This is a genomic window from Spongiactinospora sp. 9N601 (assembly GCF_044326295.1).
Classification (GTDB): Bacteria; Actinomycetota; Actinomycetes; order Streptosporangiales; family Streptosporangiaceae; genus Spongiactinospora; species Spongiactinospora gelatinilytica.
This window is the reverse complement of record NZ_JBIRBB010000013.1, coordinates 242421-262717: the sequence shown is the minus strand read 5'-3', so window position 1 is coordinate 262717 and position 20297 is coordinate 242421. Positions and strand designations below refer to the sequence as shown.

The following is a 20297-nucleotide window of genomic DNA, read 5'->3' as shown; positions in this document are numbered from 1 at the left end:
ATCCCTTCCCAGGCCGGAGTATCACACACGGACCGTTCCACCGGTCCGCTCCCGAAATCCCGGACGGCACGGGATATCCGGCGTCCTCGGCCGAACCACGGTCCGCTTTGACGATCACCTCCCGATCACCGGCCCGCCGTACGCGGTGCTCCGCACACACCAGGGCAACACGACACGCCCGCTCTGGCGAGACCTCTCTAGTCAGATTTTTTTATGGCCCGTGGCTTTTAATGTGTTTTGTAGCTCTTTGTCAGGTATTAATCGGCAGCGGCGGTGACACCTCCCGGCCCGGCGTCGTCGTCTCGACCCCTCGCCGGCGCGCGAGCAGCAGCACCACGACGACGAAGACGGTGAGCTGTACCGCGCTGGACGCGAGCGCCTGCCAGGCCACGGCCCCCTGCTCCAGCGCCCCCTCCAGGTCGCCGGAGGCGGAGCTGATCCCCAGCCCCAGCACGTTGTTGACCACGTGCAACGCGATGGGGGCCTCCAGCCCGCCCGTGCGCACGGCCAGCCAGCCCGCGACCACACCGAAGGCGAACACGTCGACGATGCCCCAGCCGGTGTACCTGTGCAGCGCCGCGAACCCGGCCGAGCCGAGCACGATGCCCGGCCAGGGGGTACGCAGGAAGGCGCCGAACGCCTGGATCAACCACCCTCGGAACAGGTATTCCTCGCTGGCGGCCTGGATCGGTACCAGGATCAGCGTCACGGCCAGCCCGGAGATGAAGGTGTCCCATCCGGCCCAGCCGATGCCGGCGGGCATCTCCCCGCCGGTCAGGCCGAAGACGATGGACGCGGTGAGGTGCCCGAGCACGCCCGCGCCGAGCGCGACCGGCACGCACAACAGCATCCAGCCCCAGCGCAACCGGCCCAGCACCGAGGACAGCGTGCCGGGCGGGCGTCGCTGGATCAGCCAGGCCGCGCCGAACACCACCGGCAGGGCGGCGGCGATGGACAGCAGCATCACCGCGAGGCCGAGCACCGGGTCGGCGAACGGGATCGCGCCGGTCATCGAGATCTCGACGCCCGCCATGACGGCGAAGAGCATGCCGCCGAGCAACACGATGAGGCTGACCAGGAGATAACCGGCCGCGACCACCACGGTGCCGAGCACCGGCCGCCACCAGCGGTGCATGGGGGTGCGGGCCATCTGGTCATAGGTCACACCGGGCTCAGGACCCCGCGTCCACGGCTGCGGGGGTGGTGCCGTGCCGTACGGGTAGGGCGGCACCCCCGCCTCAGCGGGCCCGTACCCCACGTACGGCCCGCCTGAAGCCCCGTACCCGTGCCCGGACCCGGGCTGCCCACCTGGAGGCCCGTACGGCCCCGCCCCCGGATACACGCCCGCGCCAGGACGCGGACCCTCCGGCGGTGAGTCAGAACCAGAGCCGGATGGACCGACGCGACCGTCTTCCCCCGGCGAGGACTCGGCGGAGTGCGACACAGGGCCAGGAGGCGCGGACGCCGTGTTGCCGCTCGGCGGGGCGGAGGGGGCGGGTGCCCCCTCTTCCGGCGGTGCGGGGGCGGTGGGGGGCGAAGGGGCGTCCGGGGGCTCTGCGGGCGGGGTGGGGTGGCGAGCGTCGGGACGATCTTCTTCGCGCATGTCTTCCATTCTTCCTCGCCGGTCGCTGTGCGCATTTCTTCACAGACGCGCCTGTGGATAACGCCGACCCTCGTAGCAGGAACATCCACAACTCCTCGGGGAGAAGAGTCATGCCAAGGCTGGGACCAGCGTTGACGCTGGCGGCCGGGGGGATCGTCGCCGTCGCACTAGGCGTCCTCAGCGTCTCCGCCGCGTCTTCGGCGAATTCGACCGATGCCGGAGGCGCGGCGCAGGCCGGCGCGGAGGCCACCACTCAGGTGAGCCCTCCCCCGCCCACAGCGGTCAAAACCGGCAGGCCGGCGCCGGTGCGCGCGGACTACGCCGGGCGGGTCAAGGAGCAAGGAGGGCTGATCGCCATCTCCGTCCGGAACGGCAAGGTGATCGGCTACTTCTGCGACGGCAGGACGGAGGCGTGGTTCGCGGGCAGGGCCAAGGACGGCGAAGTGAGGCTGAAGGGCTTCGGCGGCTCCTCGGTGTCGGCCCGGCTGGACGGAAACCGCGCGGTGGGCGGGCTGCGCATCGGCCGCAAGAGCTGGGACTTCACCGCGCCGACCGCCAAGAAGCCCTCCGGCCTCTACCGGGCGAGCGCGATCGTGCGGGGCGCCCGGCTCAAGGCCGGCTGGATCGTGCTCGCCGACGGCACACAGACCGGCTTCGCCAAGCGCGGCGAACAGCCGGTCGCCGTGCCGGCCCTCACCCCGGGCACCGACCCCACCATCGACGGCGCCCAGGTGGACGCCAAGGACGTGGACGAGTTCATCGGAGAGATGCCATGACCGGCGACGACCACACCGGAGAGCCGACCAGCCCCCACACCGTCCTCCTCACCCGCCCGTCATCAAGCGCGACCAAGCTGGTGGGCCCGTTGCTGGCCGGGGCCCTGATGGCGGTCGCGCTGGGCATCTATGGGCGGGTCCACGCACCGACCGGGTTCGCGGTGGGCCCCGCCGGGTTCTCCGGCCCGCTGGCGATGAAGGCGTGGCTGACCACCGGGGCGTTCCTGCTGGCGTTCGTGCAGGTGGGGTCCGCGCTCGTGATGTACGGCAGGCTTCCCGTCCCCCGGCCGCCCGCCTGGATCGGGGGCCTGCACCGGTGGTCGGGCAGGGCGGCGTTCCTGCTCACCATCCCCGTGGCCTTCCACTGCCTGTACGCCCTCGGCCTCCAGTACGACGTCGCCCGCGTCCTGGTCCACTCACTGCTCGGCTGCTTCTTCTACGGCGTGTTCGTCGCCAAGATGCTCGCCCTGCCCCGGCGCGGCCTGCCGGGCTGGGGCCTGCCCATGCTGGGCGGGCTGGCGTTCACCGCGCTGGTGGGGCTCTGGCTGACCTCGTCGCTGTGGTTCTTCACCGCGATCGGCGTACGCTTGTGAACGATCGGCGGACGCCTGGGAGAACGACTACGCAGGCGGCGTGAAGGTGGTGGTCCGCAGCAGCCCCGCGGCGCGGCCCTTGGCGACCACCACCAGGGCCATCTTCCGCGACGCCTCGTCCACCATCTCGTCGCCGAGCATGATCGCGCCGCGTCGCTCGACGGTCGTGGCGTGCTCGTAGGCGTCCAGGATCAGCTCGGCGTGGTCGTAGTCCTCCTGGGTGGGCGAGAAGATCTCGTTCGCCGCGTCGACCTGCGCGGGGTGCAGCACCCACTTGCCGTCGAAGCCGAGCGCGGCGGACCGGCCCGCGACGCGGCGGAAGCCGTCCACGTCCTTGATCTGGAGGTAGGGGCCGTCGATGGCCTGGAGGTCGTACATCCTGGCGGCCATCAGGATCCGCATCAGCGTGTAGTGGTAGGCGTCGCCCTCGGTGTAGCCGGGCGGCTGCTCGCCGACCACGAGGGTCCGCATGTTGATGGACGCCATGAAGTCGGCCGGGCCGAACACCAGGGCCTCCAGCCGGGGCGAGGCGCCCGCGATGGCGTTCACGTTGACCAGCGCCTTGGCGTCCTCGATCTGCGCCTCGATGCCGATCCGGCCCACTTCCAGGCCGTTGGCCAGCTCGATCTGGGTGAGCAGGGTGTCCAGCCACCGCACCTGCGAGGGGTCTTGGACCTTGGGCAGGATCAGGGAGTCGACCGCCTCGCCCGCGCCCTCCACGACGTCGATCACGTCGCGGTAGGTCCACGGCGTGGCCAGGTCGTTCACCCGGACCGCGCGTACCTTGCCCGACCAGTCGCCCTCGCGCAGCGCGGCCACGATGTTGCGCCGGGCCGCCTCCTTGGCGGCGGGCGCCACGGAGTCCTCAAGGTCCAGGAGAGCCTCGTCCACGTCGAGGCCCTGGGCCTTCTCCAGGAATCTGGGATTGCTTCCAGGTACGGACAGGCAAGAACGTCGCGATCGCATGCGGACACCGTAACGGGCGGCAGTGGGCTTGCCACAAAGCCGGGTCGGCTTTCTTGGCCACCCCGCTCTACCAAGCTTCGAGTGCTATGTCCGATATTGGAGGTCAACCAACGATCTAGAGGAGTTAAGACATGGCTGTCCTCTCGGGCGTACAGCGGCCCGCCGTACTCACGGACCTCCTCCCCGGGGCGCGGGTGCGTGACGGCGCGCTGGTCGTCGGCGCGGCGCTGCTGACCGGCGTCGCCGCCCAGGTGAGCTTCCCGCTGCCGGGCACCCCGGTCCCGGCGACGCTGCAGACGTTCGCCGTGCTGCTGTCGGCCGCCGCGCTGGGGCCGGTGCTGGCGGCGCTGGGGATGGCGCTGTACCTGGTCCTCGGGCAGGTGGGCGTGCCGTGGTTCGCCCCGGACGGCGGCAACGCGACGCTGGGCTATGTGGCCGGTTTCGTGCTGGCCGCGGCGGTGACGGGCGCGCTGGCGCGGCGCGGCGGCGACCGTACGGTGGCGCGGACGGTGGGCACGATCACGCTCGGCACGCTGCTGATCTACACGGTGGGCGTGCCGTGGCTGATGGTCGCCACCGGCATGGACCTTCCGAAGGCGCTCATGGCCGGCGTGGTGCCGTTCCTGCTGGGCGACGCGCTGAAGGTGGTGGCCGCGGCCGGTCTGCTGCCGGGCACGTGGAAGCTGGTGCGGATGGCCCGCGGCGACCGCGACTGAGCGTCCCCACGCCGGGTGCCACTGAACGGCGCTCCCACCAGGGAGCGCCGTTCCGCGCGTCCCGATGCATCGCTCCAAAGCCCCTAAAGTAGCTGCAAAGCGCTTCTTACCGGCGCTTAACAGATGTGCTGGCATAGTTCTAGGGGAGCGGGAGGTCCCGCTTCGCGCACAACGGGGGGGAGCCGACTATGCGCGTCCTCATCGTGCCCATCACCGACACGGAGACCGAGCTGGCCGACATGGTCGCCGAGGGGCTGAGGGAGGAGGGGATCGCGGCCGACGTCGCGCACGGGGCGAGCGACGACGCGGATCTGCTGCTCAAGACGGCGCGCGAGTACGACGTACTGATCATCGAGCGCGACGCGCCCGCCCTCGCCGCGGGCCGTACGCGCGACCTGCTGGCGGAGTCGCCGACGCGGATCCTGCTGATCGAGGCCGCCGGATGCCGGCAGTCCCCGGTCCGCGCCGACGCGCGGCTGTCGCGGCCCTACACCTATCCGGAACTGCTCACGCAGGTGCTCGCCCTCGGAGTGGCCGGCGGGCATAAAGTCGCGACGTGAGCACTTCACCCGATCTCCCCCCGCAGCCCCCGCCCCTCGCGCTGATCGAGGAGGGGGCCAAGAAGTCCGGTGTGCTGTGGATCACGCTGGACGACCGGCCGCGGCTGGCCTGGCACGCCTGGCACGACGGCGCGATCTACGTGGTCACCGGCGGCGGTGAGCAGTCGCTGCCCGGCCTCGCCGAGTCCGGCCGGGTGCGGGTCACCCTGCGCAGCAAGGACAAGGGCGGCGAGCTGGCCGTCTTCGACGCCGCCGTGGAGGTCGTGGACCAGTCGGCGGCCGAGGCCGCGCCCGCCGTCGCGGCCCTCGCCAAGCAACGGCTCAACGCCCCCGACGGAGCCGCGATGACCGCCCGCTGGGCCGATGGGTCGCAGATCGTCCGACTGATTCCCGAGGCGGCCTAGCCGTACTGGCGGGCCACCGGGCGTTCGGCCGGACGCGGCACCGGGGGCGGGGCGGTGGCCGACTGGGCCAGGAGGGCTCCGCCGATCACGATCAGGCCGCCGATGATCTGGTACGGCCCGAGGGCCTCGCCGATCAGCACCCAGGCGACCACGGCCCCCGCGATGACCTCCAGCGTGGACACCGTGGAGCCGACCGCGGCCGACAGCCTGCGGACCGCGGTGACGCTGGCGACGTAGGCGAACACCGTGGCCACCACGACCATCCAGGCCGCCGCCGCGAGGGCGGGCAGCGTGTGATCGCCGACCGTGGCCGCGCGGCCGAAGGCGGTCCAGTCGATGCCCCACGGGCGGGCCAGCGGGACGAGCGCGACGGCCGCGCCCGCGAGGCCCCAGGCGATCACGCCGAGCGGGTCCACGTCGTCGCCCATGCTGTCGCTGAGCAGGAAGTATCCGGCGCAGCAGGCCGCCGCCCCGGCGCCGAGCAGCAGGCCGACGCCGTCCAGGCGCAGGCCCTGCCACACCTCGACCACGACGCACAGGCCGCCGAACGCGACCACGGCTCCGACGTAGGCCGTCCGCGGCAGCCGTACCCGCCGCACGAAGCGGACCCACAAGGCGACCAGTACCGGCGCGGTGAACTCCATGAGCAGCGCCACTCCCACGGGCAGGCGGGTGATGGCCTGGAAGAAGAACGCCTGCGCGCCCGCGACCGCGACGATCGCGTACGTGGCCACCAGCGGCAGCCTGCCCACCGGGATGCGCAGCGCGCGCGGGCGCACGACGGCCAGCACGGCGAGCATCAGCACGCCCGCGCCCGCCATCCGCACCCAGACCGCCTCGGTCGGCGTCAGCCCCACCGCGCCCAGGAACTTGGCCATCGGACCGGAAAAGCCGAAGCAGCAGGACGCTAAGACCGCTATGCCCAGGCTCACTTTTCTCATCAGCCGCGCACCTCGTGCTCCCCGTCGGCCGCGCGACGACGGACCGGTAACCAGTGAACTAGCACTTTGATACTGTCACATGAGGTCAAGCTGCGGCAATCCCCGGAGTTTGTCCGGGTTGCGGATCAGCCAGATGGCGGTGATCCGCCCGTCGGCGATGTCCAGGCCGGTCACGGATTCGAGCACGCCGTCCTTGGACATCACCACTCCGGGACCGCCGTTGACGTGCGCGTACCGCATCTCGAACCCGCCGAACCCGCCCGCCACGCTCGCCAGGAACCTGGCGATCTTCTCGGCCCCGGTGATCGGCCGCAGCGCGGCCCGCACCTTGCCGCCGCCGTCGCTCCACATGGTCACGTCCGGCGCCAGGAGTTCCATCACCGCGTTGATGTCACCGCCCATGCTCGCGGCCACGAACCGCGCGGTTACCCGCCGGCCGACCTCCTCCGACGCCTCGAACCTGGGACGCCGGGCGTGTACGTGGGCCCGGGCCCGGTGACCGACCTGCCGTACCGCGGCCTCGCTGCGGTCCAGCGCCTCGGCGATGTCGGGATAGGGGAACCCGAACGCCTCCTTCAGCACGAACACCGCCCGCTCCAGCGGCGACAGGCTCTCCAGCAGGACCAGCACGGCCATCGACAGCGAGTTCGCCAGCGACTCGGCCGCCGCGACGTCCTCGGCGACGTCGGGCGAGGTCAGCAGCGGCTCTGGCAGCCACGAGCCGACGTAGGACTCCCGCCGCACGGCCGCCGAGCCCAGCCGGTTGAGCGAGAGATTGGTCACGATCTTGGCCAGGTAGGCCCGGGGGTCGGCCACCGGGCCGGTGACGTCGTCCCAGCGCAGCCACGCGTCCTGGACGATGTCCTCCGCGTCGGCGACGCTCCCCAGCATCCGGTAGGCGATGCCGAGGAGCATCGGCCGATGCTCCTCGAAGACCCCGAGCCTGTCCGTCACGTTCGCGAGGCTACGACATGCCCTTCGAGGCCCCCGGCCGGGGCGGGCAAAGAATCCTTTGAGCCCGCAGTCCGGCGCATCCAGGGCCCCGGCTTCTAGGCTGCCGATGTGCGGGTCTTCATCGCCAAGCTGGCGGGGACACCGGTCTTCGACCCGGCCGGGGACCAGATCGGGCGGGTGCGCGACGTGGTCGCCGGGCTGCGCGCCGCTGCCCCGCCGCGCGTCCACGGCATGGTGATCGAGGTGCAGCCCAGGCGGCGGGTCTTCCTGCCGATCACGCGGGTCAGGAGCATCGAGCCCGGTTCGGTGATCTTCAGCGGGCGGATCAACATGCGCCGGTTCGCCAAGCGCTCCGCCGAGACCCTGGTGATCGGCGAACTGCTCGACCTCGCGGTGACCGTCAAGGACGAGCGGGTCACCGTACTGGACGTCGCGATGGAGGAGACCCGCGGGTCGGAGTGGATGATCACCAAGGTCGCGGTGCTGACCGCCGGGCTGCGCAGCGCGGGCGGGCTCGGCCTGCGCAGGCGCGGGGTGACGTCGGTCGTGGACTGGGAGGAGGTCCAGGGGTTCGGCGTGGTCCAGCGGGACCAGGGCGCGGCAAACATGATCGCCGCCTTCGAGTCGCTGCGCGCCGCCGACCTCGCCCACGCGCTCCAGGAACTCCCCGGCAAGCGGCGGATCGAGGTGGCCACCGCCCTGGACGACGACCGGCTCGCCGACGTGCTGGAAGAGCTGCCCGGCCCGGACCAGGTCGGCATCCTCGGCCGGCTGGACGCCGAGCGCGCCGCCGACGTGCTGGAGGCGATGAACCCCGACGACGCCACCGACCTGCTGCAAGATCTCCCGCCGGAGCAGGCCGAAGTGCTGCTGTCGATGATGGAGCCGGGCGAGGCCGAGCCGGTGCGCAGGCTGCTGACCTACGCCGAGGACACCGCGGGCGGCCTGATGACCAGCGAGCCGATCGTCCTCCCGCCCACCGCCACCGTCGCCGAGGCGCTGGCGCACATTCGTCAGAGCGACCTGAGCCCGGCCGTGGCCGCCCAGGTCTTCGTGACCCGCCCGCCCACCGAGACGCCCACCGGCCGGTACCTGGGCGTGGCCCACTTCCAGCGGATGCTCCGCGACCCGCCGGGCACGCTGCTCGGTGCCGTGCTGGACGGCTCGCTGGACCCCATCAAACCCGAGCTGAGCGTGCCCGAGGTGGCCTCCTACCTGGCGACCTACAACCTCGTGGCGGCCCCGGTGATGGACGAACTGGGCCGCCTGGTGGGCGCGGTCACGGTGGACGACGTACTCGACCACCTGCTGCCGGAAGACTGGCGGGAGCACCAGGAGCCGGCCCATGACGACTGACCGATCCGGCCGCCCGGACCCGCCCGACCGCGCCGCCCGCGCGGACCGGGTCCGGCACGCCGACCGGCTGGACCAGCCGCGCGCGCTCCGCCGTACGCTGCGGTCGCACTACGACCCCGAGACCTTCGGCAAGCTGTCCGAGCGCATCGCGCGGTTCCTGGGCACGGCGCGTTTCCTGGTCTACATGACCGGGTTCATCGTGGTGTGGGTGCTGTGGAACACGCTCGCCCCGGACACATGGCGGTTCGACGAGTACCCGTTCATCTTCCTGACCCTGATCCTGTCGCTCCAGGCGTCCTACGCCGCGCCGCTGATCCTGCTGGCCCAAAACCGCCAGGACGACCGCGACCGCGTGCAGTACGAGCAGGACCGCATGGTCGCCGACCGCAACCAGGCCGACACCGAGTACCTGACCCGCGAGCTGGCCGGGCTGCGCATCGCTCTGGCCGACGTGGCCACCCGCGACTTCCTGCACGCCGAACTACAGCGCCTGGTGGACGACGTGCGGGCCAGGCCTCGATAAGAGGGCAGGGCGCGTCAGCAGATCTCAGCGGGCAGCAGCTTGCCCAGCAGCGAGGCGCACTGCCGTAGCTCCTGCGGTTCGAGCACGTCCAGGAAGCGGGTCCGGATGCCGCGCAGGTAGGTCGGCGCCGCCTCGGCCAGGCGGGCCTCGCCCGCGTCGGTCAGCACCGCGTACAGACCCCGGGCGTCGCTCGCGCACGCCTCGCGCTCGACCAGGCCCTCACGCTGCAACCGGTCGATCAGCCGGGTCAGGCCGCTGCGGGACAGCAGCACCCGGTCGGCGAGGTCGTTCATCCGCAACCGCCGCTCCGCGGTCTCCGCGAGCTGGTTGAGGACGTCGTAGGAGGCCAGCGGGAGATCGTGGGCCACCATCAGATCGATCTCCAGAAGCCGGGTGACTCGCACCTGGACACGCTGGAGCATGCGCCAGACCGCCAGATCCTCAGGGGAGGCAGCGCCTTCCCCCGGCTGTGCGTCTTCCGCCGTCACAGTCACCCGTCAATCCTAGGACGTTAGCCACCTTCCAGGCGGATGTGGACGAATTCCCGCGGCATGCGGTCGCATACCATGGACCCATGGCACCAACCCCGGAGCAGGTGACAGCCGCGCTGGCCACGGTCAACGACCCAGAGATCCGGCGACCGATCACCGAGCTCGAAATGGTCAAGAGCGTTGACATCTCCCCCGAGGGCGCGGTCCGCGTCGGCATCTTTCTCACCGTCGCCGGCTGTCCGATGAAGGACACGATCACCCGCGACGTCACCGCGGCCGTCGGCAGGATCGAAGGCGTCCGCGGGGTGACGGTAGAGCTCGACGTGATGAGCGCCGAGCAACGCAAGGCGCTCCAGACCAGGCTACGGGGCGACCGTGGGCCGGAGAAGGAGATCCCGTTCGCCAAGGCGGGCTCGCTGACGAGGGTCTTCGCGGTGGCGAGCGGCAAGGGCGGCGTCGGCAAGTCCTCGGTGACGGTCAACCTGGCCGCGGCGATGGCCGCGAGCGGCCTCAAGGTCGGCGTCGTGGACGCCGACATCTACGGCCACTCGATCCCCAGGATGCTCGGCGTGAGCGAGCTGCCGACCAAGGTCGAAGACATGATCATGCCGCCGGTCGCGCACGACATCAAGGTGATCTCGGTGGGCATGTTCAAACCACCGGGCAACACCCCCGTGGTGTGGCGCGGCCCGATGCTCGACCGCGCGCTCTACCAGTTCCTTTCCGACGTCTACTGGGGCGACCTCGACATCTTGCTGATGGACCTGCCGCCGGGCACCGGCGACATCGCCATCTCGGTCGCGCAGCGCATGCCGTCCGCGGAGCTCCTGGTGGTCACCACCCCGCAGCAGGCCGCCGCCGAGGTGGCCGAGCGGGCCGGGTCCATCGCCAGCCAGACCCACCAGCAGGTCGCCGGCGTCATCGAGAACATGGCGTGGCTGCCCTGCCCGCACTGCGACGAGCGCATCGCGGTGTTCGGCGAGGGCGGCGGCCAGGCGGTGGCCGACGGGCTCACCCGCACCCTGGGCGCGCGCGTGCCGCTGCTCGGGCAGATCCCGATCGACCTGCGGCTGCGCGAGGGCGGCGACGAGGGCAAGCCGCTGGTGCTCACCGACCCCGACACCCCGGCCGCGGCCGAGCTGCGCCGCATCGCCACGGGCCTCAGCCGCAAGGGCGCGAGCCTGAAGGGGCGTCAGCTCAACCTGTCCCCCGCCTGAACCGCCCGGCGACCGTGGAGACCGAGCGCCTGATTCTGCGCCCGCTGACCGGAGACGACTTCGCCGACTACGCCGCCATGCTGGCCGATCCCGAGGTCGCGGGAGGGCTCGCCGAGAGCGTCGGCGGCTCGCCCGCCGACGCCTGGCGCAGCCTCGCGATGTTCATCGGCCACCGGCAGATCCGGGGCTTCTCGCACTGGGCGCTGATCGAGAAGTCCACCGGCCGGTTCGTCGGCCGGGCGGGGCCGTGGCAGCCGCACGGCTTCCCCGGCCTCGGCGTCGGCTGGTGCCTGGCCCGCCCGCACTGGGGCAAGGGGTACGCGACCGAGGCGGCCCGCGCCGCCGTACGGCACTGCTTCACGGTGCTGGGGGCGAGCGAGATCGTCTCGGTCATCCTGCCGGGCAACGAGCGTTCCATCGCCGTCGCCGAGCGCATCGGCCACCGGCACCTGCGCGACCTGACCTACCGGGGCCGGCGCGTCCACCTGTACGGCCAGCAGGCGCCCCCGGCCTGAGGCCCTACGTGGGCAGCGGCCGGTCGGCCACCACGTGCTTCATCACCAGCGTGGAGTTGAGCCGCTGGATGCCCGGCAGCGTGGCCAGGACATCGTCCTCCAGCTCCTGGTAGGCGGTCAGGTCCGCGGTCACGACGCGCAGCAGGTAGTCGGGGTCGCCGAACAACCGCTGCGCCTGTACGACCTCCGGCACGCGCGCCACCGCCTCCTCGAACCCCAGCAGGGTCTCCCGGTCCTCCTGGCGCATGGTGACGAACACCAGCGCCTGGAAGGTCAGCCCGAGCGCGGCCGGGTCCACGATCGCGCGGTAGCCCTGGATGGCCCCGCCGCGCTCCAGCTCGCGCAGCCGGCGATGGCAGGGCGAGACGCTGAGCCCGACCCGCGCGGCCAGCTCGGTGATGGTCGAACGGCCGTCCTCCTGGAGCACGGCAAGGATCTTCCGGTCGATCGCGTCCATGGAGAAGATTCTTCCACGATCGGCGGCTGGGGTGGCAAAAGCCGCAAGCACTTTCTGGCGAATTTCGCCTATCGTCCCCGTGACGGGCGAATATGGGGGGAATCTGCTGATGGCCATGGAATCGCTGCTCGCGTTCTGGGGGGTCGCGCTGCTGCTGATCGCGGTGCCGGGCGCCGACTGGGCGTTCACCGTCCAGGCGGGCCTGCGCGGGCGCGCCGTACCGGCCGTCGCCGGCCTGGCCACCGGCTACGCCGCGGTCACCGTCCTGGTGGCGGCCGGCGTGGGCGTACTGGTCGCCGCGACCCCGGCCCTGCTGACCGCCCTGACGGTGATCGGCGGCGCGTACCTGATCTGGCACGGCGCCACAACCCTGCTCCACCCCACCGCCCCGGCCAAGCCGTACCACACCGGACGGCGGCCCGCGGCCCCCGCCGAGACGGTGGGCGGGCTCGGGGCCGGGCGGCGGGTATTCGTGCGAGGGGTGGGGGTCAGCGCGCTGAACCCCAAGGGGCTGCTGATCTTCGTGGCGCTGTTGCCGCAGTTCACCGATCCAGGGGCGGGCTGGCCGGTGGGCGCGCAGATCGGCGCGCTGGGGCTGGCGTTCGTGCTGACGTGCGCGGCCTTCTATCTACTGGTCGGCCAGGTCACGCACGCCCTCTTCGCCGGCCGGCCCGCCGCCGCCAGGCTGGTGGCCCGGCTGTCCGGGGCCGCGATGGTCGCGCTGGGCGGCCTGCTCCTGGCCGGGCGCCTGCTGTGAGCCGGCCGCCCGCCCGGTTTCGGGCCGGACCTCAGGTCGCCTCGTGGTCGTAGGGCGGGATCTCGCCGTAGCCCAGCTCGTCGAGCGCGCCGTTGTGCGAGCCGACCGGGTCGAGGGTATCGACCGCCGTGTCACCCGGCTTGCGCGCCCAGTCGTCATCGTCCTCGAACAGGTGCTTCCTGACGAAGTTTCTGGGGTTGAGGTCGCTCGGGTCGAAGTCGGCGAACTCGGGGCCCAGCCCTGACCTGATGTCGTGCTTGGCGTTGTTGGCCATCCGCCGCAGGTTACGCAGCGTGCGCCCAGCCTGGGAGGCGGCCTGGGGCAGCTTCTCCGGGCCGAAGACCAGCAACGCGATCACCACGAGCACCACGACCTCGAAAGGGCCGAGTCCGAACATCGCGATCTCCTACCGCCAGCCGACGGGACCGGGTTTGACCCGGCCCCGTCCTCCAGAGTAATGGCCCGGCTTGATGCCCGGAACGGTCAGGACGGCTGTGGTGACGGCACCGCCCCCGCGGCCACGGTGACCGTGGTGCTCTGCTCCTTGCCGCCGCGCTGGAATTTGACCGTTATCTTCTCGCCCGGAGCCTTGCTGCGGATCTGCACCATCAGCTCCTCGGCGTTCTGCACCGGGCTGCCGTTCAGCTCGGTGATCACGTCGCCGGGGCGCAGGCCGGCCTTGTCGGCGGGCCCGCCCTTCTCCACCGGAAGCTGGCCGCGGTCGGCCTGGGACGCGATGCGCACGCCCTGCCCCTGGTAGGAGGTGTCGATGCTGATCCCGATCCGGGAGGTCTTGGCGCTACCGGTGGTCACCAGGTCCTCGATGACCCTGCGGGCGTGGTTCATCGGGATCGCGAAGCCGAGGCCGATGCTGCCGCCCTGGCCGCTGGTCGGCGAACGGCCGAGCGTGGCGATGGCGGAGTTGACCCCGATCACCTCGCCCTTGCCGTTGACCAGCGGGCCGCCGGAGTTGCCCGGGTTGATCGCGGCGTCGGTCTGGATGGCGTTGATGTAGCTGGTGTCCATCACGCCGCTCTCGCCGCCGGCGACCACCGGGCGGTTCAGCGAGCTGATGATGCCCAGCGTGACCGTGCCGGACAGGCCGAGCGGCGAGCCGATCGCGATCACCTCGTCGCCCACCACCACGCTGTCGGAGTCGCCCAGCGCGACCTCGGCCAGGCCGAAGGTCTGGTCCGGCTTGAGCACCGCGAGGTCGGAGCCGGGGTCACGGCCCACGATCCGCCCCGAGGTGGTCTTGCGGTTGCTGAACTGGAGGGTGATGGTCGCGCCCTGGGAGGCCGGGGCGGCGACGTGGTTGTTGGTGACGACGTAGCCGCCCTTGACCAGGAAGCCCGAGCCGCTGGTGCCGCCCTCCGCGCCGCCGCTGATCTCGATGGAGACCACGCTCGGCAGCACCCGGGAGGCCACTCCGGCGACCGACTCGGGGGCCCGCTCGACGCGGCCGGTCGGCGAGGCCCCGAGGCTGTAGTCGGGGTCGGTGCCATCGCTGCCGCCACGGGTGGCCAGGTAGGTGCCGATGCTGCCGGCCGCCCCGGCGACCAGTGCGATCACCACGGCGATGGCGGCCAGCGCGGCCACGCTCGGCGGGCGCCTGCCGTGGGCGGAGCCGCCGCCCGGAGCGCCGCCGGGCGGTCCCGGCGGCGGTGGCGGCGGGGCCCAGCCGGGCCCCATGCCGAAGGCCCGGGCAGGCGGCGGTGGCGGCGGGTGGCCGCCGTAGCGGCCGGGGTCGTAGCCCTGGCCCTGCGCGGGGCCGGGCTCACGGCCCGGGTACGGCGTCGGCCCGGTCATCGGGGCGATGTTCACCGGGAACGCCGCGGTGTCGCCGGCGGGGTTGCCCCAGGTGCCGGTACCGGCATCGCGGTGCTCGCGTACGCCCTCCGGCGCGGACCCGGGCGCGGCGAAGTCGGGCGCTCCCGCCCCTGGCCTGCCGAGACCCCCCGCCCCCAGCTCTCCCCAGCCCGGCGAAGGCGGTCCGTCATCGTGCCCCGCGGAGCCGGGCCCCGCAGGATCGGCCCCCGCGGAGCCGGAGGGACCGGGGCCGGTCGGCGCGGAGCCCGGGGCCGCGAACTCGGACGATCCGGGGCCCGAGGCGTCGGCGGGCAGGAAGTCCGGCCGGGGGCGTTCCGGTGTGTGATCGGTCACAGCGGCCGGCGCGTCCCCCAGACCCTGCTCCAGGTGGTCCGGTTGCTGGTCCGACGGCGCGCGGCCCTCACCTTCGCGGGCGGCGGCCTCGTTCCGCTGCTCGTCGGTCATCGATGCCTCACTACTCCGCCTCACTGCTCCTCGGCTCTTGGCGCAATTGTTCCCACAGCCGCATACGAGAGTTGTAAAAGGGACCTGCCGGGAAGGGCCCCGGAACGGGCCCTTTGACCGGCTGATCCTCAGGCGAACGGGCTGATCCAGGACAGCAGGCGGTCGGCGCCACGGCAGACCTGCTCCCAGGCGCCGATGCCCTCCTGGTGCGGAAGCGCCGCCACGGCGGCGTCGACCATGTCCGCCGGGGCGTCAGCGACGACCGTGTAAACATGCTCCCCACTCGCCCAGACCACTTGCTGTGCCGCGGCCTCGAAACCCGCGAGGCCACGGATCCAGATCGTATGCCCGCCGCGGGATCGCGCATGCCAACCCGCGAGGCGAGACTCGTCCAGGGTGCCACGCTGGACGAATATGGACACTACCGACAGTCCATCGGAGTAGCCAAGATGAAGGTAGCCTTCGGCGGTCTCCCCGGCGGTGAACAGCTCCAGGCGGCCGGGCAGCGCGGCCGGCACGTCCCAGCCGCGTTGCCGCAGATGCGCGACCTGGCCGGTGGGCGGCCCGCCGCCGAGGGACGGCCCGCCGTACCACGCGTGGCCGGACATCCGCGGCGCCGCCCGCTCCTGCGGGACGCTCAGCTCGATGAAGGCGTCGGCCCTGGTCAGCGTGCCCCGGCCGTCGAAGACCTCGCGGCGCAGCACCACGCCGCTGGCCTCGTCCACCAGGTAGCGGGCCGCGGGCGAGCCGTCGGCGCGGGTGGCCTGCACGAATCTGCCGGTCCGGCCGCAGGCGGTGCCGGTGCCTGCGGTCTCCACCCGGTAGTTGCGGGCGAGCACGTCGAGCATGCCGTCGAACGGTGACGCCAGGCCCGCCGCCGGGGAGCCGGGATCGACGCCGACCGCGACCGTGCCGGCCCCGGCGGCGGTCTCGGCGCGGACCGTAAGGCCCTCCCCTGGAACGTTCCTGACATATGTGAGCGCCGAAGAGGGCCCGGCCGCGCCCCAGGTCGTGACCAGGCGGGTGCCCGTGTAGGACCGGGTACGCCCCGCGTACGCCGCCTCGCGCAACAGCTCGATGCCGGTGTCGTCGCCCTCCGCCGCCTCCCGCTGCGGCCCGCTCACCGGGCCGGCCACCGGGTGCGCCGCCACCAGGACGAGCAGCACCACGGCCGCCACGACCACGGCGGCGGGCAGGCGCCTCACTTGACGGGCCGCGGTGACCGGGTCGGCGTGGGGGTGGCGTGCGGGGTGGGGCGGACGGCCTCGGAGAAACCGGGATGGACGTAGGGGGCGGTGGTCTTGTGCTGGTTGGCGAACCGCTCCATCTGCGGGACCACCGGCGGCGCCTGGCCGACCCCGCCGACCACGAACATGGTGCCGAAGGCGACGGCCGCCGAGGCCATGCCGACCGCGACGTATCCGGCGCGCCTGGCCCTGCCGGTCCTGGCCGAGCTGTCGGCCCGGTTGTCGGGCCTGCCCCGGCCGCGGCGCGGCGGGCGGTTGTCGGGCGGCGAGATGGTGTGCATGCCGGGGATCGGCACGCCGCCGAAGGTGTGCGAGGCGTCAGGGAAAGGGCGGATGCGCGGTGGAAGCGGCCCGCCAGGCTCGGACATGCGCAGCAGCGACATGGTGAGGTCCGCCGGCATGGCGGGCCCGTCCAGCGCGCGCAGCCGGGACTTGAGCGCGCGTAGCGCCTCGACCTCGGCGCGGCAGTCGGTGCAGAAGGTGAGATGGGCCAGCGCGCGATCACGCTCGCTGTGCCCCAGCTCGCCGTCCACCAGCGCGGAGACGCGTTCTCCCAAGTGGCTCATGCCAAATCCTCCCCAGAGGTGGCGGTCGGGGGGACTTGTTCGCCGCGCGGGGCGCGGTGCTCCAGCGCCTCACGCAACTGTGAGCGGCCCCGGTGAATCCTGCTGCGGACCGTGCCCAGCTTGACGCCGAGCGTGGCCGCGATCTCCTCGTAGGACAGCCCTTCGATGTCGCACAGCACGACGGCCGCGCGGAACTCGGGGGCCAGCGCGTCGAGCGCCGCCTGGATGTCGGGCTCCAGGTGGGCGTCGTGGTACGCCTGCGCGGGCGAGGGCTCGCGGCCGGTCAGCCGCTCGGCGGCGTCGTCGCCCAGGCCCTCGAACCTGATGCGCTGCCTGCGCCGCGCCATGTCGAGGAACAGGTTGGTCGTGATCCGGTGCAGCCAGCCCTCGAACGTGCCGGGGGTGTAGTTCGACAGGGACCGGAAGACCCTGACGAAGACCTCCTGAGTGAGGTCTTCGGCGTCGTGCACGTTGCCGGTCAGCCGGTAGGCGAGCCGGTACACCCGCGCCGAGTGCGTCCGGACGACCTCCTCCCAGGTCGGGGGAGTCCATCCCGACACGGGAGTCTCCATCTGGTGGCCGTCGTCCACCAGCACTCCTCTCTCCGGGACCACCGCTATCGCCATAGTGCCTGGTTTCGTCCCTTCATGCGCACTGAATGCCTTGCCGACCGGCAAAGGCCGCTTAAACCGTGCAACGCACCGGGGGTCACATGAGTTCCCGTTCGCGCTTCCCTCCCCTAGGCTGCGACCAGCCACCAAACAGTGCGTACGGCGAAAGCAGGGAGGAGAGGCCAATGGGCGGGACGCCGAAAAGTCCGGTGGAGGCCACTCTGGCCTATGCCCAGGAGTTCCATCCCGAGGACGACATCCTGCGTGCCGCACGCCGCCGCGGCGAGGAGGTGGGGGCGGCGCCGATAATGCCGGGCGGCGGGGCCGCGCTGTGCTTCCTGGCCTCGGCGATCAACGCCAAGGCCGTCGTGGAGATCGGCACCGGCTGCGGGGTGTCCGGGCTCTGGCTGCTTCGCGGCATGCGTCCGGACGGCACGCTGACCAGCGTGGACGTCGAGCCGGAGCACCAGCGGCTGGCCCGTGAGGCGTTCTCGCAGGCGGGCTTCGCCGGGGGCCGCACCCGGCTGATCGCCGGGCGGGCGCTCGACGTGCTGCCCCGGCTCGCCGACGGCGGGTACGACATGGTGTTCGCCGACGGCGCCAGGCACGAATACCCCGACTACCTGGCCGAGGCGGTCCGCGTCCTGCGCGTGGGCGGCATCGTGGTCTTCGACCACGCGCTGTGGCAGGACCGCGTCGCCGACCCGGCCCAGCGCGACCCGGACACGGTCGTGATCCGCGAGCTGGGCAAGCTGGTCCGCGGCGATGACCGGCTCCGCCCGCTGCTCATCCCGCTCGGCGACGGCCTGCTGGCCGCGGTGAAGATCGCCGGCTGAGCCTTTTCGGGAGCCGGGCTCAGGAGTCGAGCCAGCGCAGCAGCGCGCGCACTCCGAAGCCGGTCGCGCCCTTGGTGAACAGGCCCTCGTCCACGACGCTGCGGCCGGTGCCCGCGATGTCGAGGTGCGCCCAGGGCCGCCCGCCGGTGAACTCCCGCAGGAACAGCGCCGCGGTGATCGACCCCGCGCCGTACGTCGTGCCGGACTCCACGTTGGCCAGGTCGGCGATCGGGGACTCCAGGGCGGGCCGGTAGTCGTCGATGAGCGGCATCCGCCACATCCGGTCGCCGCTGTCCTCGCCCGCCGCGATCAGCGACCGCGCCAGCTCCTCGTCGGAGGAGTAGAGACCGGCGTGACTCGGGCCGAGGGCCACGTTGATGGCCCCGGTGAGGGTGGCGACGTCGATGACGGCGTCGGGGGCGAGCACGGCGTCGGCGTAGGCGAGGGCGTCGGCCAGCACCAGGCGGCCCTCGGCGTCGGTGTTGAGCACCTCGACGGTGCGCCCGCCGTACTGGGTGATGACGTCGCTGGGCCGCTGGGCGGTGCCGGACGGCATGTTCTCGGCGGCGGCGACCAGGCCGGTCACCCGGGCCCGCACACCGCGGCGGCGCAGCGCCGACAGCACCGCGATCACCGTCGCGCCGCCCGCCATGTCGGTCTTCTGGGACTTCATGTTCGCGGTCGGCTTGAGGGACAGGCCGCCGCTGTCGAACGTGATGCCCTTGCCGACCAGCACCACGTGGCGGCCGTCGTCGCCGCCTTCGGGGCGGTAGGACAGCTCGATGAACCGCGGCGGGCTCGCCGAACCCTGCCCCACCGCCAGAATGCCCCCGAAACCGCTCTCACGCAGCTCCTGCGGGCTCCACACGCGCACGGTGACCCCTTGGTCGGCCGTGTGCTCCACGGCCCTCTCAGCGAGCCAGGCGGGCGTCTTGACCGACGCGGGGGTGTTGGCCAGGTCTCTGGCGATCGCGACGGACCGCGCGACCAGCTCGCCCGCGCGCACGTCGTCGGCCACCGCGCCGGGGTCGGCGGCGACGAACTCGACCCGCCCGACGGCCTTGCCGCGCTGCTCGCCGATGCGGAACGTGTACGCGCCGAGCAGCGCGCCCTCCGCGAACGCCGCCACCGGCCCGGCCGCCGGCAGCGTCACGCTCACCGACTCGTGCCCCTTGGCCCGGCGCACCACGGCCGCGCCCGCCTTGCGCAGCGCGTCGGGACCGGCGTCGCCGGTGCCGTACAGCAGGACGCGGCCCACCCCGCCGCCGCGCGCCACCGGGGTCTCCACGACCTCCCCCGGCTCCGCCTTGGCCTTGTGCAGGGCGAGCAGGTCTCGCGCGGGCACCGGGAGCCCGGACACGTCGGGGTCGAGATCCGCGGTGTAGGGGACGGCCAGCAGGGTCGCGTCCGCAGCCGGGCGGCCGGCGATGGAGATCGTGGTCTGGATGGGCACCTTGCCTCTACTCCTACGGTCGTGGGGCGGCGTGCGCCGCGGAGCTCATGGCGGGCGGGCCGGAAGGGAGGGCCCGCCCCAACATCAACGGCCCCGGCGCCGACCACCCGAGCGGCGGGGATGGTCCTGCGGCCAGGGCCGTCGATCAGGTCTGGGTGCCGGTCAGCCGACGACGTTCTTCAGCGCGTCGCCTAGTGCGCTGGCCTCGTCCGCGGAGAGTTCGACGACCAGCCGGCCGCCACCCTCCAGAGGGACCCGCATGACAATGCCCCGCCCTTCCTTGGTGACCTCCAGCGGACCATCGCCGGTCCGCGGCTTCATCGCCGCCATGCGTGCATCCCTTCCTGCCTTTGGACTCCGCTGTCGCGATATCCGGCCCACCCGCTGGGGGCGGCCGGCGCATTCACGTCTTCTGGATGTCCTATTATCCCGCCTCTCGGTGGCTACCGGGTAACGATCTCCTCCCAGAATGCGTTGTCGG

The 20297-nt window shown here is 72.3% G+C and carries 24 protein-coding genes; 11 read left to right on the top strand and 13 right to left on the bottom strand.

The window, feature by feature from the left end; genetic code table 11:
• Positions 1 to 250 precede the first annotated feature (250 nt).
• Positions 251 to 1165 (bottom strand): type II CAAX prenyl endopeptidase Rce1 family protein, encoded by a 915-nt coding sequence (locus ACH34R_RS29850; RefSeq protein WP_397564856.1) that lies wholly within the window; start codon positions 1163 to 1165, stop codon positions 251 to 253.
• Positions 1166 to 1713: 548 nt separating this feature from the next.
• On the opposite strand from ACH34R_RS29850, the gene ACH34R_RS29845 reads away from it, so the two are divergent.
• A complete protein-coding gene (locus ACH34R_RS29845; RefSeq protein ID WP_397564855.1) occupies positions 1714 to 2379 on the top strand; it encodes a hypothetical protein in 666 nt (221 codons plus the stop codon).
• Positions 2376 to 2972, top strand: a complete 597-nt coding sequence (locus ACH34R_RS29840) for a DUF6529 family protein (RefSeq protein ID WP_397564854.1) — start codon at positions 2376 to 2378, stop codon at positions 2970 to 2972. The genes ACH34R_RS29845 and ACH34R_RS29840 overlap by 4 nt, the downstream gene beginning before the upstream one ends.
• A 27-nt stretch (positions 2973 to 2999) precedes the next feature.
• Here ACH34R_RS29840 and ACH34R_RS29835 read toward each other — a convergent pair whose 3' ends face one another.
• Positions 3000 to 3938, bottom strand: coding sequence for an HpcH/HpaI aldolase/citrate lyase family protein (locus ACH34R_RS29835; protein WP_397564853.1), 939 nt, complete (start codon positions 3936 to 3938; stop codon positions 3000 to 3002).
• 131 nt (positions 3939 to 4069) lie between these two features.
• Between ACH34R_RS29835 and ACH34R_RS29830 the strand changes: the two genes are divergently transcribed.
• From ACH34R_RS29830 to ACH34R_RS29820, 3 genes are all read left to right on the top strand, one after another.
• Positions 4070 to 4654 carry a biotin transporter BioY gene (locus ACH34R_RS29830; protein WP_397564852.1) on the top strand — a complete coding sequence of 195 codons (585 nt, stop codon included), beginning with the start codon at positions 4070 to 4072 and terminating at the stop codon, positions 4652 to 4654.
• Between the two features lie 188 nt (positions 4655 to 4842).
• A complete protein-coding gene (locus tag ACH34R_RS29825) occupies positions 4843 to 5214 on the top strand; it encodes a hypothetical protein (RefSeq protein WP_397564851.1) in 372 nt (123 codons plus the stop codon).
• Positions 5211 to 5618, top strand: a complete 408-nt coding sequence (locus ACH34R_RS29820) for a hypothetical protein (protein WP_397564850.1) — start codon at positions 5211 to 5213, stop codon at positions 5616 to 5618. Before ACH34R_RS29825 ends, ACH34R_RS29820 begins: the two co-directional genes overlap by 4 nt.
• Here the strand turns inward: ACH34R_RS29820 and ACH34R_RS29815 are convergent.
• Positions 5615 to 6559 (bottom strand): EamA family transporter, encoded by a 945-nt coding sequence (locus tag ACH34R_RS29815; protein ID WP_397564849.1) that lies wholly within the window; start codon positions 6557 to 6559, stop codon positions 5615 to 5617. The two genes, ACH34R_RS29820 and ACH34R_RS29815, sit on opposite strands and share 4 nt — an antisense overlap.
• A 75-nt stretch (positions 6560 to 6634) precedes the next feature.
• On the bottom strand, positions 6635 to 7513 hold the full coding sequence (locus tag ACH34R_RS29810; RefSeq protein ID WP_397564848.1) for a sigma-70 family RNA polymerase sigma factor: 879 nt from the start codon (positions 7511 to 7513) through the stop codon (positions 6635 to 6637).
• 108 nt (positions 7514 to 7621) lie between these two features.
• Between ACH34R_RS29810 and ACH34R_RS29805 the strand changes: the two genes are divergently transcribed.
• Both ACH34R_RS29805 and ACH34R_RS29800 read left to right on the top strand, forming a co-directional pair.
• Complete coding sequence (locus ACH34R_RS29805; protein WP_397564847.1) at positions 7622 to 8869, top strand: magnesium transporter MgtE N-terminal domain-containing protein; 1248 nt, start codon at positions 7622 to 7624, stop codon at positions 8867 to 8869.
• Positions 8859 to 9392, top strand: coding sequence for a DUF1003 domain-containing protein (locus ACH34R_RS29800; RefSeq protein WP_397564846.1), 534 nt, complete (start codon positions 8859 to 8861; stop codon positions 9390 to 9392). Before ACH34R_RS29805 ends, ACH34R_RS29800 begins: the two co-directional genes overlap by 11 nt.
• 14 nt (positions 9393 to 9406) lie before the next feature.
• Here ACH34R_RS29800 and ACH34R_RS29795 read toward each other — a convergent pair whose 3' ends face one another.
• Complete coding sequence (locus ACH34R_RS29795) at positions 9407 to 9886, bottom strand: MarR family winged helix-turn-helix transcriptional regulator (protein ID WP_397564845.1); 480 nt, start codon at positions 9884 to 9886, stop codon at positions 9407 to 9409.
• A gap of 80 nt (positions 9887 to 9966) precedes the next feature.
• On the opposite strand from ACH34R_RS29795, the gene ACH34R_RS29790 reads away from it, so the two are divergent.
• Positions 9967 to 11100 carry an Mrp/NBP35 family ATP-binding protein gene (locus tag ACH34R_RS29790; protein ID WP_397564844.1) on the top strand — a complete coding sequence of 378 codons (1134 nt, stop codon included), beginning with the start codon at positions 9967 to 9969 and terminating at the stop codon, positions 11098 to 11100.
• Positions 11101 to 11114: 14 nt separating this feature from the next.
• On the top strand, positions 11115 to 11615 hold the full coding sequence (locus ACH34R_RS29785) for a GNAT family N-acetyltransferase (RefSeq protein ID WP_397564843.1): 501 nt from the start codon (positions 11115 to 11117) through the stop codon (positions 11613 to 11615).
• Between the two features lie 4 nt (positions 11616 to 11619).
• Here ACH34R_RS29785 and ACH34R_RS29780 read toward each other — a convergent pair whose 3' ends face one another.
• The gene (locus ACH34R_RS29780; protein WP_397564842.1) at positions 11620 to 12072 is read right to left on the bottom strand and encodes an Lrp/AsnC family transcriptional regulator; all 453 of its coding nucleotides are present in this window, start codon (positions 12070 to 12072) and stop codon (positions 11620 to 11622) included.
• A 109-nt stretch (positions 12073 to 12181) separates the two neighbouring features.
• On the opposite strand from ACH34R_RS29780, the gene ACH34R_RS29775 reads away from it, so the two are divergent.
• Positions 12182 to 12829, top strand: coding sequence for a LysE family translocator (locus ACH34R_RS29775; RefSeq protein ID WP_397564841.1), 648 nt, complete (start codon positions 12182 to 12184; stop codon positions 12827 to 12829).
• 31 nt (positions 12830 to 12860) lie between these two features.
• Here ACH34R_RS29775 and ACH34R_RS29770 read toward each other — a convergent pair whose 3' ends face one another.
• The 5 genes from ACH34R_RS29770 to sigE form a co-directional block, all read right to left on the bottom strand.
• Positions 12861 to 13226: a sec-independent translocase gene (locus tag ACH34R_RS29770; RefSeq protein ID WP_397564840.1), complete on the bottom strand. Its 366-nt coding sequence runs from the start codon at positions 13224 to 13226 to the stop codon at positions 12861 to 12863.
• Positions 13227 to 13312: 86 nt separating this feature from the next.
• Positions 13313 to 15103, bottom strand: a complete 1791-nt coding sequence (locus ACH34R_RS29765; protein WP_397564839.1) for a trypsin-like peptidase domain-containing protein — start codon at positions 15101 to 15103, stop codon at positions 13313 to 13315.
• Positions 15104 to 15231: 128 nt separating this feature from the next.
• Positions 15232 to 16308, bottom strand: coding sequence for a hypothetical protein (locus ACH34R_RS29760; protein ID WP_397564838.1), 1077 nt, complete (start codon positions 16306 to 16308; stop codon positions 15232 to 15234).
• Positions 16305 to 16916 carry an anti-sigma factor family protein gene (locus ACH34R_RS29755; RefSeq protein ID WP_397564837.1) on the bottom strand — a complete coding sequence of 204 codons (612 nt, stop codon included), beginning with the start codon at positions 16914 to 16916 and terminating at the stop codon, positions 16305 to 16307. Before ACH34R_RS29755 ends, ACH34R_RS29760 begins: the two co-directional genes overlap by 4 nt.
• The gene (gene sigE / locus ACH34R_RS29750) at positions 16913 to 17488 is read right to left on the bottom strand and encodes an RNA polymerase sigma factor SigE (RefSeq protein ID WP_397564896.1); all 576 of its coding nucleotides are present in this window, start codon (positions 17486 to 17488) and stop codon (positions 16913 to 16915) included. The genes ACH34R_RS29755 and sigE overlap by 4 nt, the downstream gene beginning before the upstream one ends.
• A 224-nt stretch (positions 17489 to 17712) precedes the next feature.
• On the opposite strand from sigE, the gene ACH34R_RS29745 reads away from it, so the two are divergent.
• Positions 17713 to 18363, top strand: a complete 651-nt coding sequence (locus ACH34R_RS29745; RefSeq protein WP_397564836.1) for an O-methyltransferase — start codon at positions 17713 to 17715, stop codon at positions 18361 to 18363.
• Between the two features lie 19 nt (positions 18364 to 18382).
• On the opposite strand, the gene ACH34R_RS29740 is transcribed toward ACH34R_RS29745, so the two are convergent.
• Both ACH34R_RS29740 and ACH34R_RS29735 read right to left on the bottom strand, forming a co-directional pair.
• Positions 18383 to 19816, bottom strand: a complete 1434-nt coding sequence (locus ACH34R_RS29740) for a leucyl aminopeptidase (protein WP_397564835.1) — start codon at positions 19814 to 19816, stop codon at positions 18383 to 18385.
• Between the two features lie 162 nt (positions 19817 to 19978).
• Positions 19979 to 20146 (bottom strand): DUF3117 domain-containing protein, encoded by a 168-nt coding sequence (locus ACH34R_RS29735; RefSeq protein ID WP_083502187.1) that lies wholly within the window; start codon positions 20144 to 20146, stop codon positions 19979 to 19981.
• Positions 20147 to 20297: the final 151 nt, after the last annotated feature.

Coding starts and splice junctions, on each gene's coding strand:
- sigE (WP_397564896.1), bottom strand. CDS start 17,488: ATGGAGACTCCCGTGTCGGGATGGACTCCCCCGACCTGGGAGGAGGTC.
- ACH34R_RS29825 (WP_397564851.1), top strand. CDS start 4,843: ATGCGCGTCCTCATCGTGCCCATCACCGACACGGAGACCGAGCTGGCC.
- ACH34R_RS29770 (WP_397564840.1), bottom strand. CDS start 13,226: ATGTTCGGACTCGGCCCTTTCGAGGTCGTGGTGCTCGTGGTGATCGCG.
- ACH34R_RS29735 (WP_083502187.1), bottom strand. CDS start 20,146: ATGGCGGCGATGAAGCCGCGGACCGGCGATGGTCCGCTGGAGGTCACC.
- ACH34R_RS29755 (WP_397564837.1), bottom strand. CDS start 16,916: ATGAGCCACTTGGGAGAACGCGTCTCCGCGCTGGTGGACGGCGAGCTG.
- ACH34R_RS29745 (WP_397564836.1), top strand. CDS start 17,713: ATGGGCGGGACGCCGAAAAGTCCGGTGGAGGCCACTCTGGCCTATGCC.
- ACH34R_RS29840 (WP_397564854.1), top strand. CDS start 2,376: ATGACCGGCGACGACCACACCGGAGAGCCGACCAGCCCCCACACCGTC.
- ACH34R_RS29845 (WP_397564855.1), top strand. CDS start 1,714: ATGCCAAGGCTGGGACCAGCGTTGACGCTGGCGGCCGGGGGGATCGTC.
- ACH34R_RS29780 (WP_397564842.1), bottom strand. CDS start 12,072: ATGGACGCGATCGACCGGAAGATCCTTGCCGTGCTCCAGGAGGACGGC.
- ACH34R_RS29815 (WP_397564849.1), bottom strand. CDS start 6,559: ATGAGAAAAGTGAGCCTGGGCATAGCGGTCTTAGCGTCCTGCTGCTTC.
- ACH34R_RS29765 (WP_397564839.1), bottom strand. CDS start 15,103: ATGACCGACGAGCAGCGGAACGAGGCCGCCGCCCGCGAAGGTGAGGGC.
- ACH34R_RS29790 (WP_397564844.1), top strand. CDS start 9,967: ATGGCACCAACCCCGGAGCAGGTGACAGCCGCGCTGGCCACGGTCAAC.
- ACH34R_RS29800 (WP_397564846.1), top strand. CDS start 8,859: ATGACGACTGACCGATCCGGCCGCCCGGACCCGCCCGACCGCGCCGCC.
- ACH34R_RS29775 (WP_397564841.1), top strand. CDS start 12,182: ATGGCCATGGAATCGCTGCTCGCGTTCTGGGGGGTCGCGCTGCTGCTG.
- ACH34R_RS29830 (WP_397564852.1), top strand. CDS start 4,070: ATGGCTGTCCTCTCGGGCGTACAGCGGCCCGCCGTACTCACGGACCTC.
- ACH34R_RS29835 (WP_397564853.1), bottom strand. CDS start 3,938: ATGCGATCGCGACGTTCTTGCCTGTCCGTACCTGGAAGCAATCCCAGA.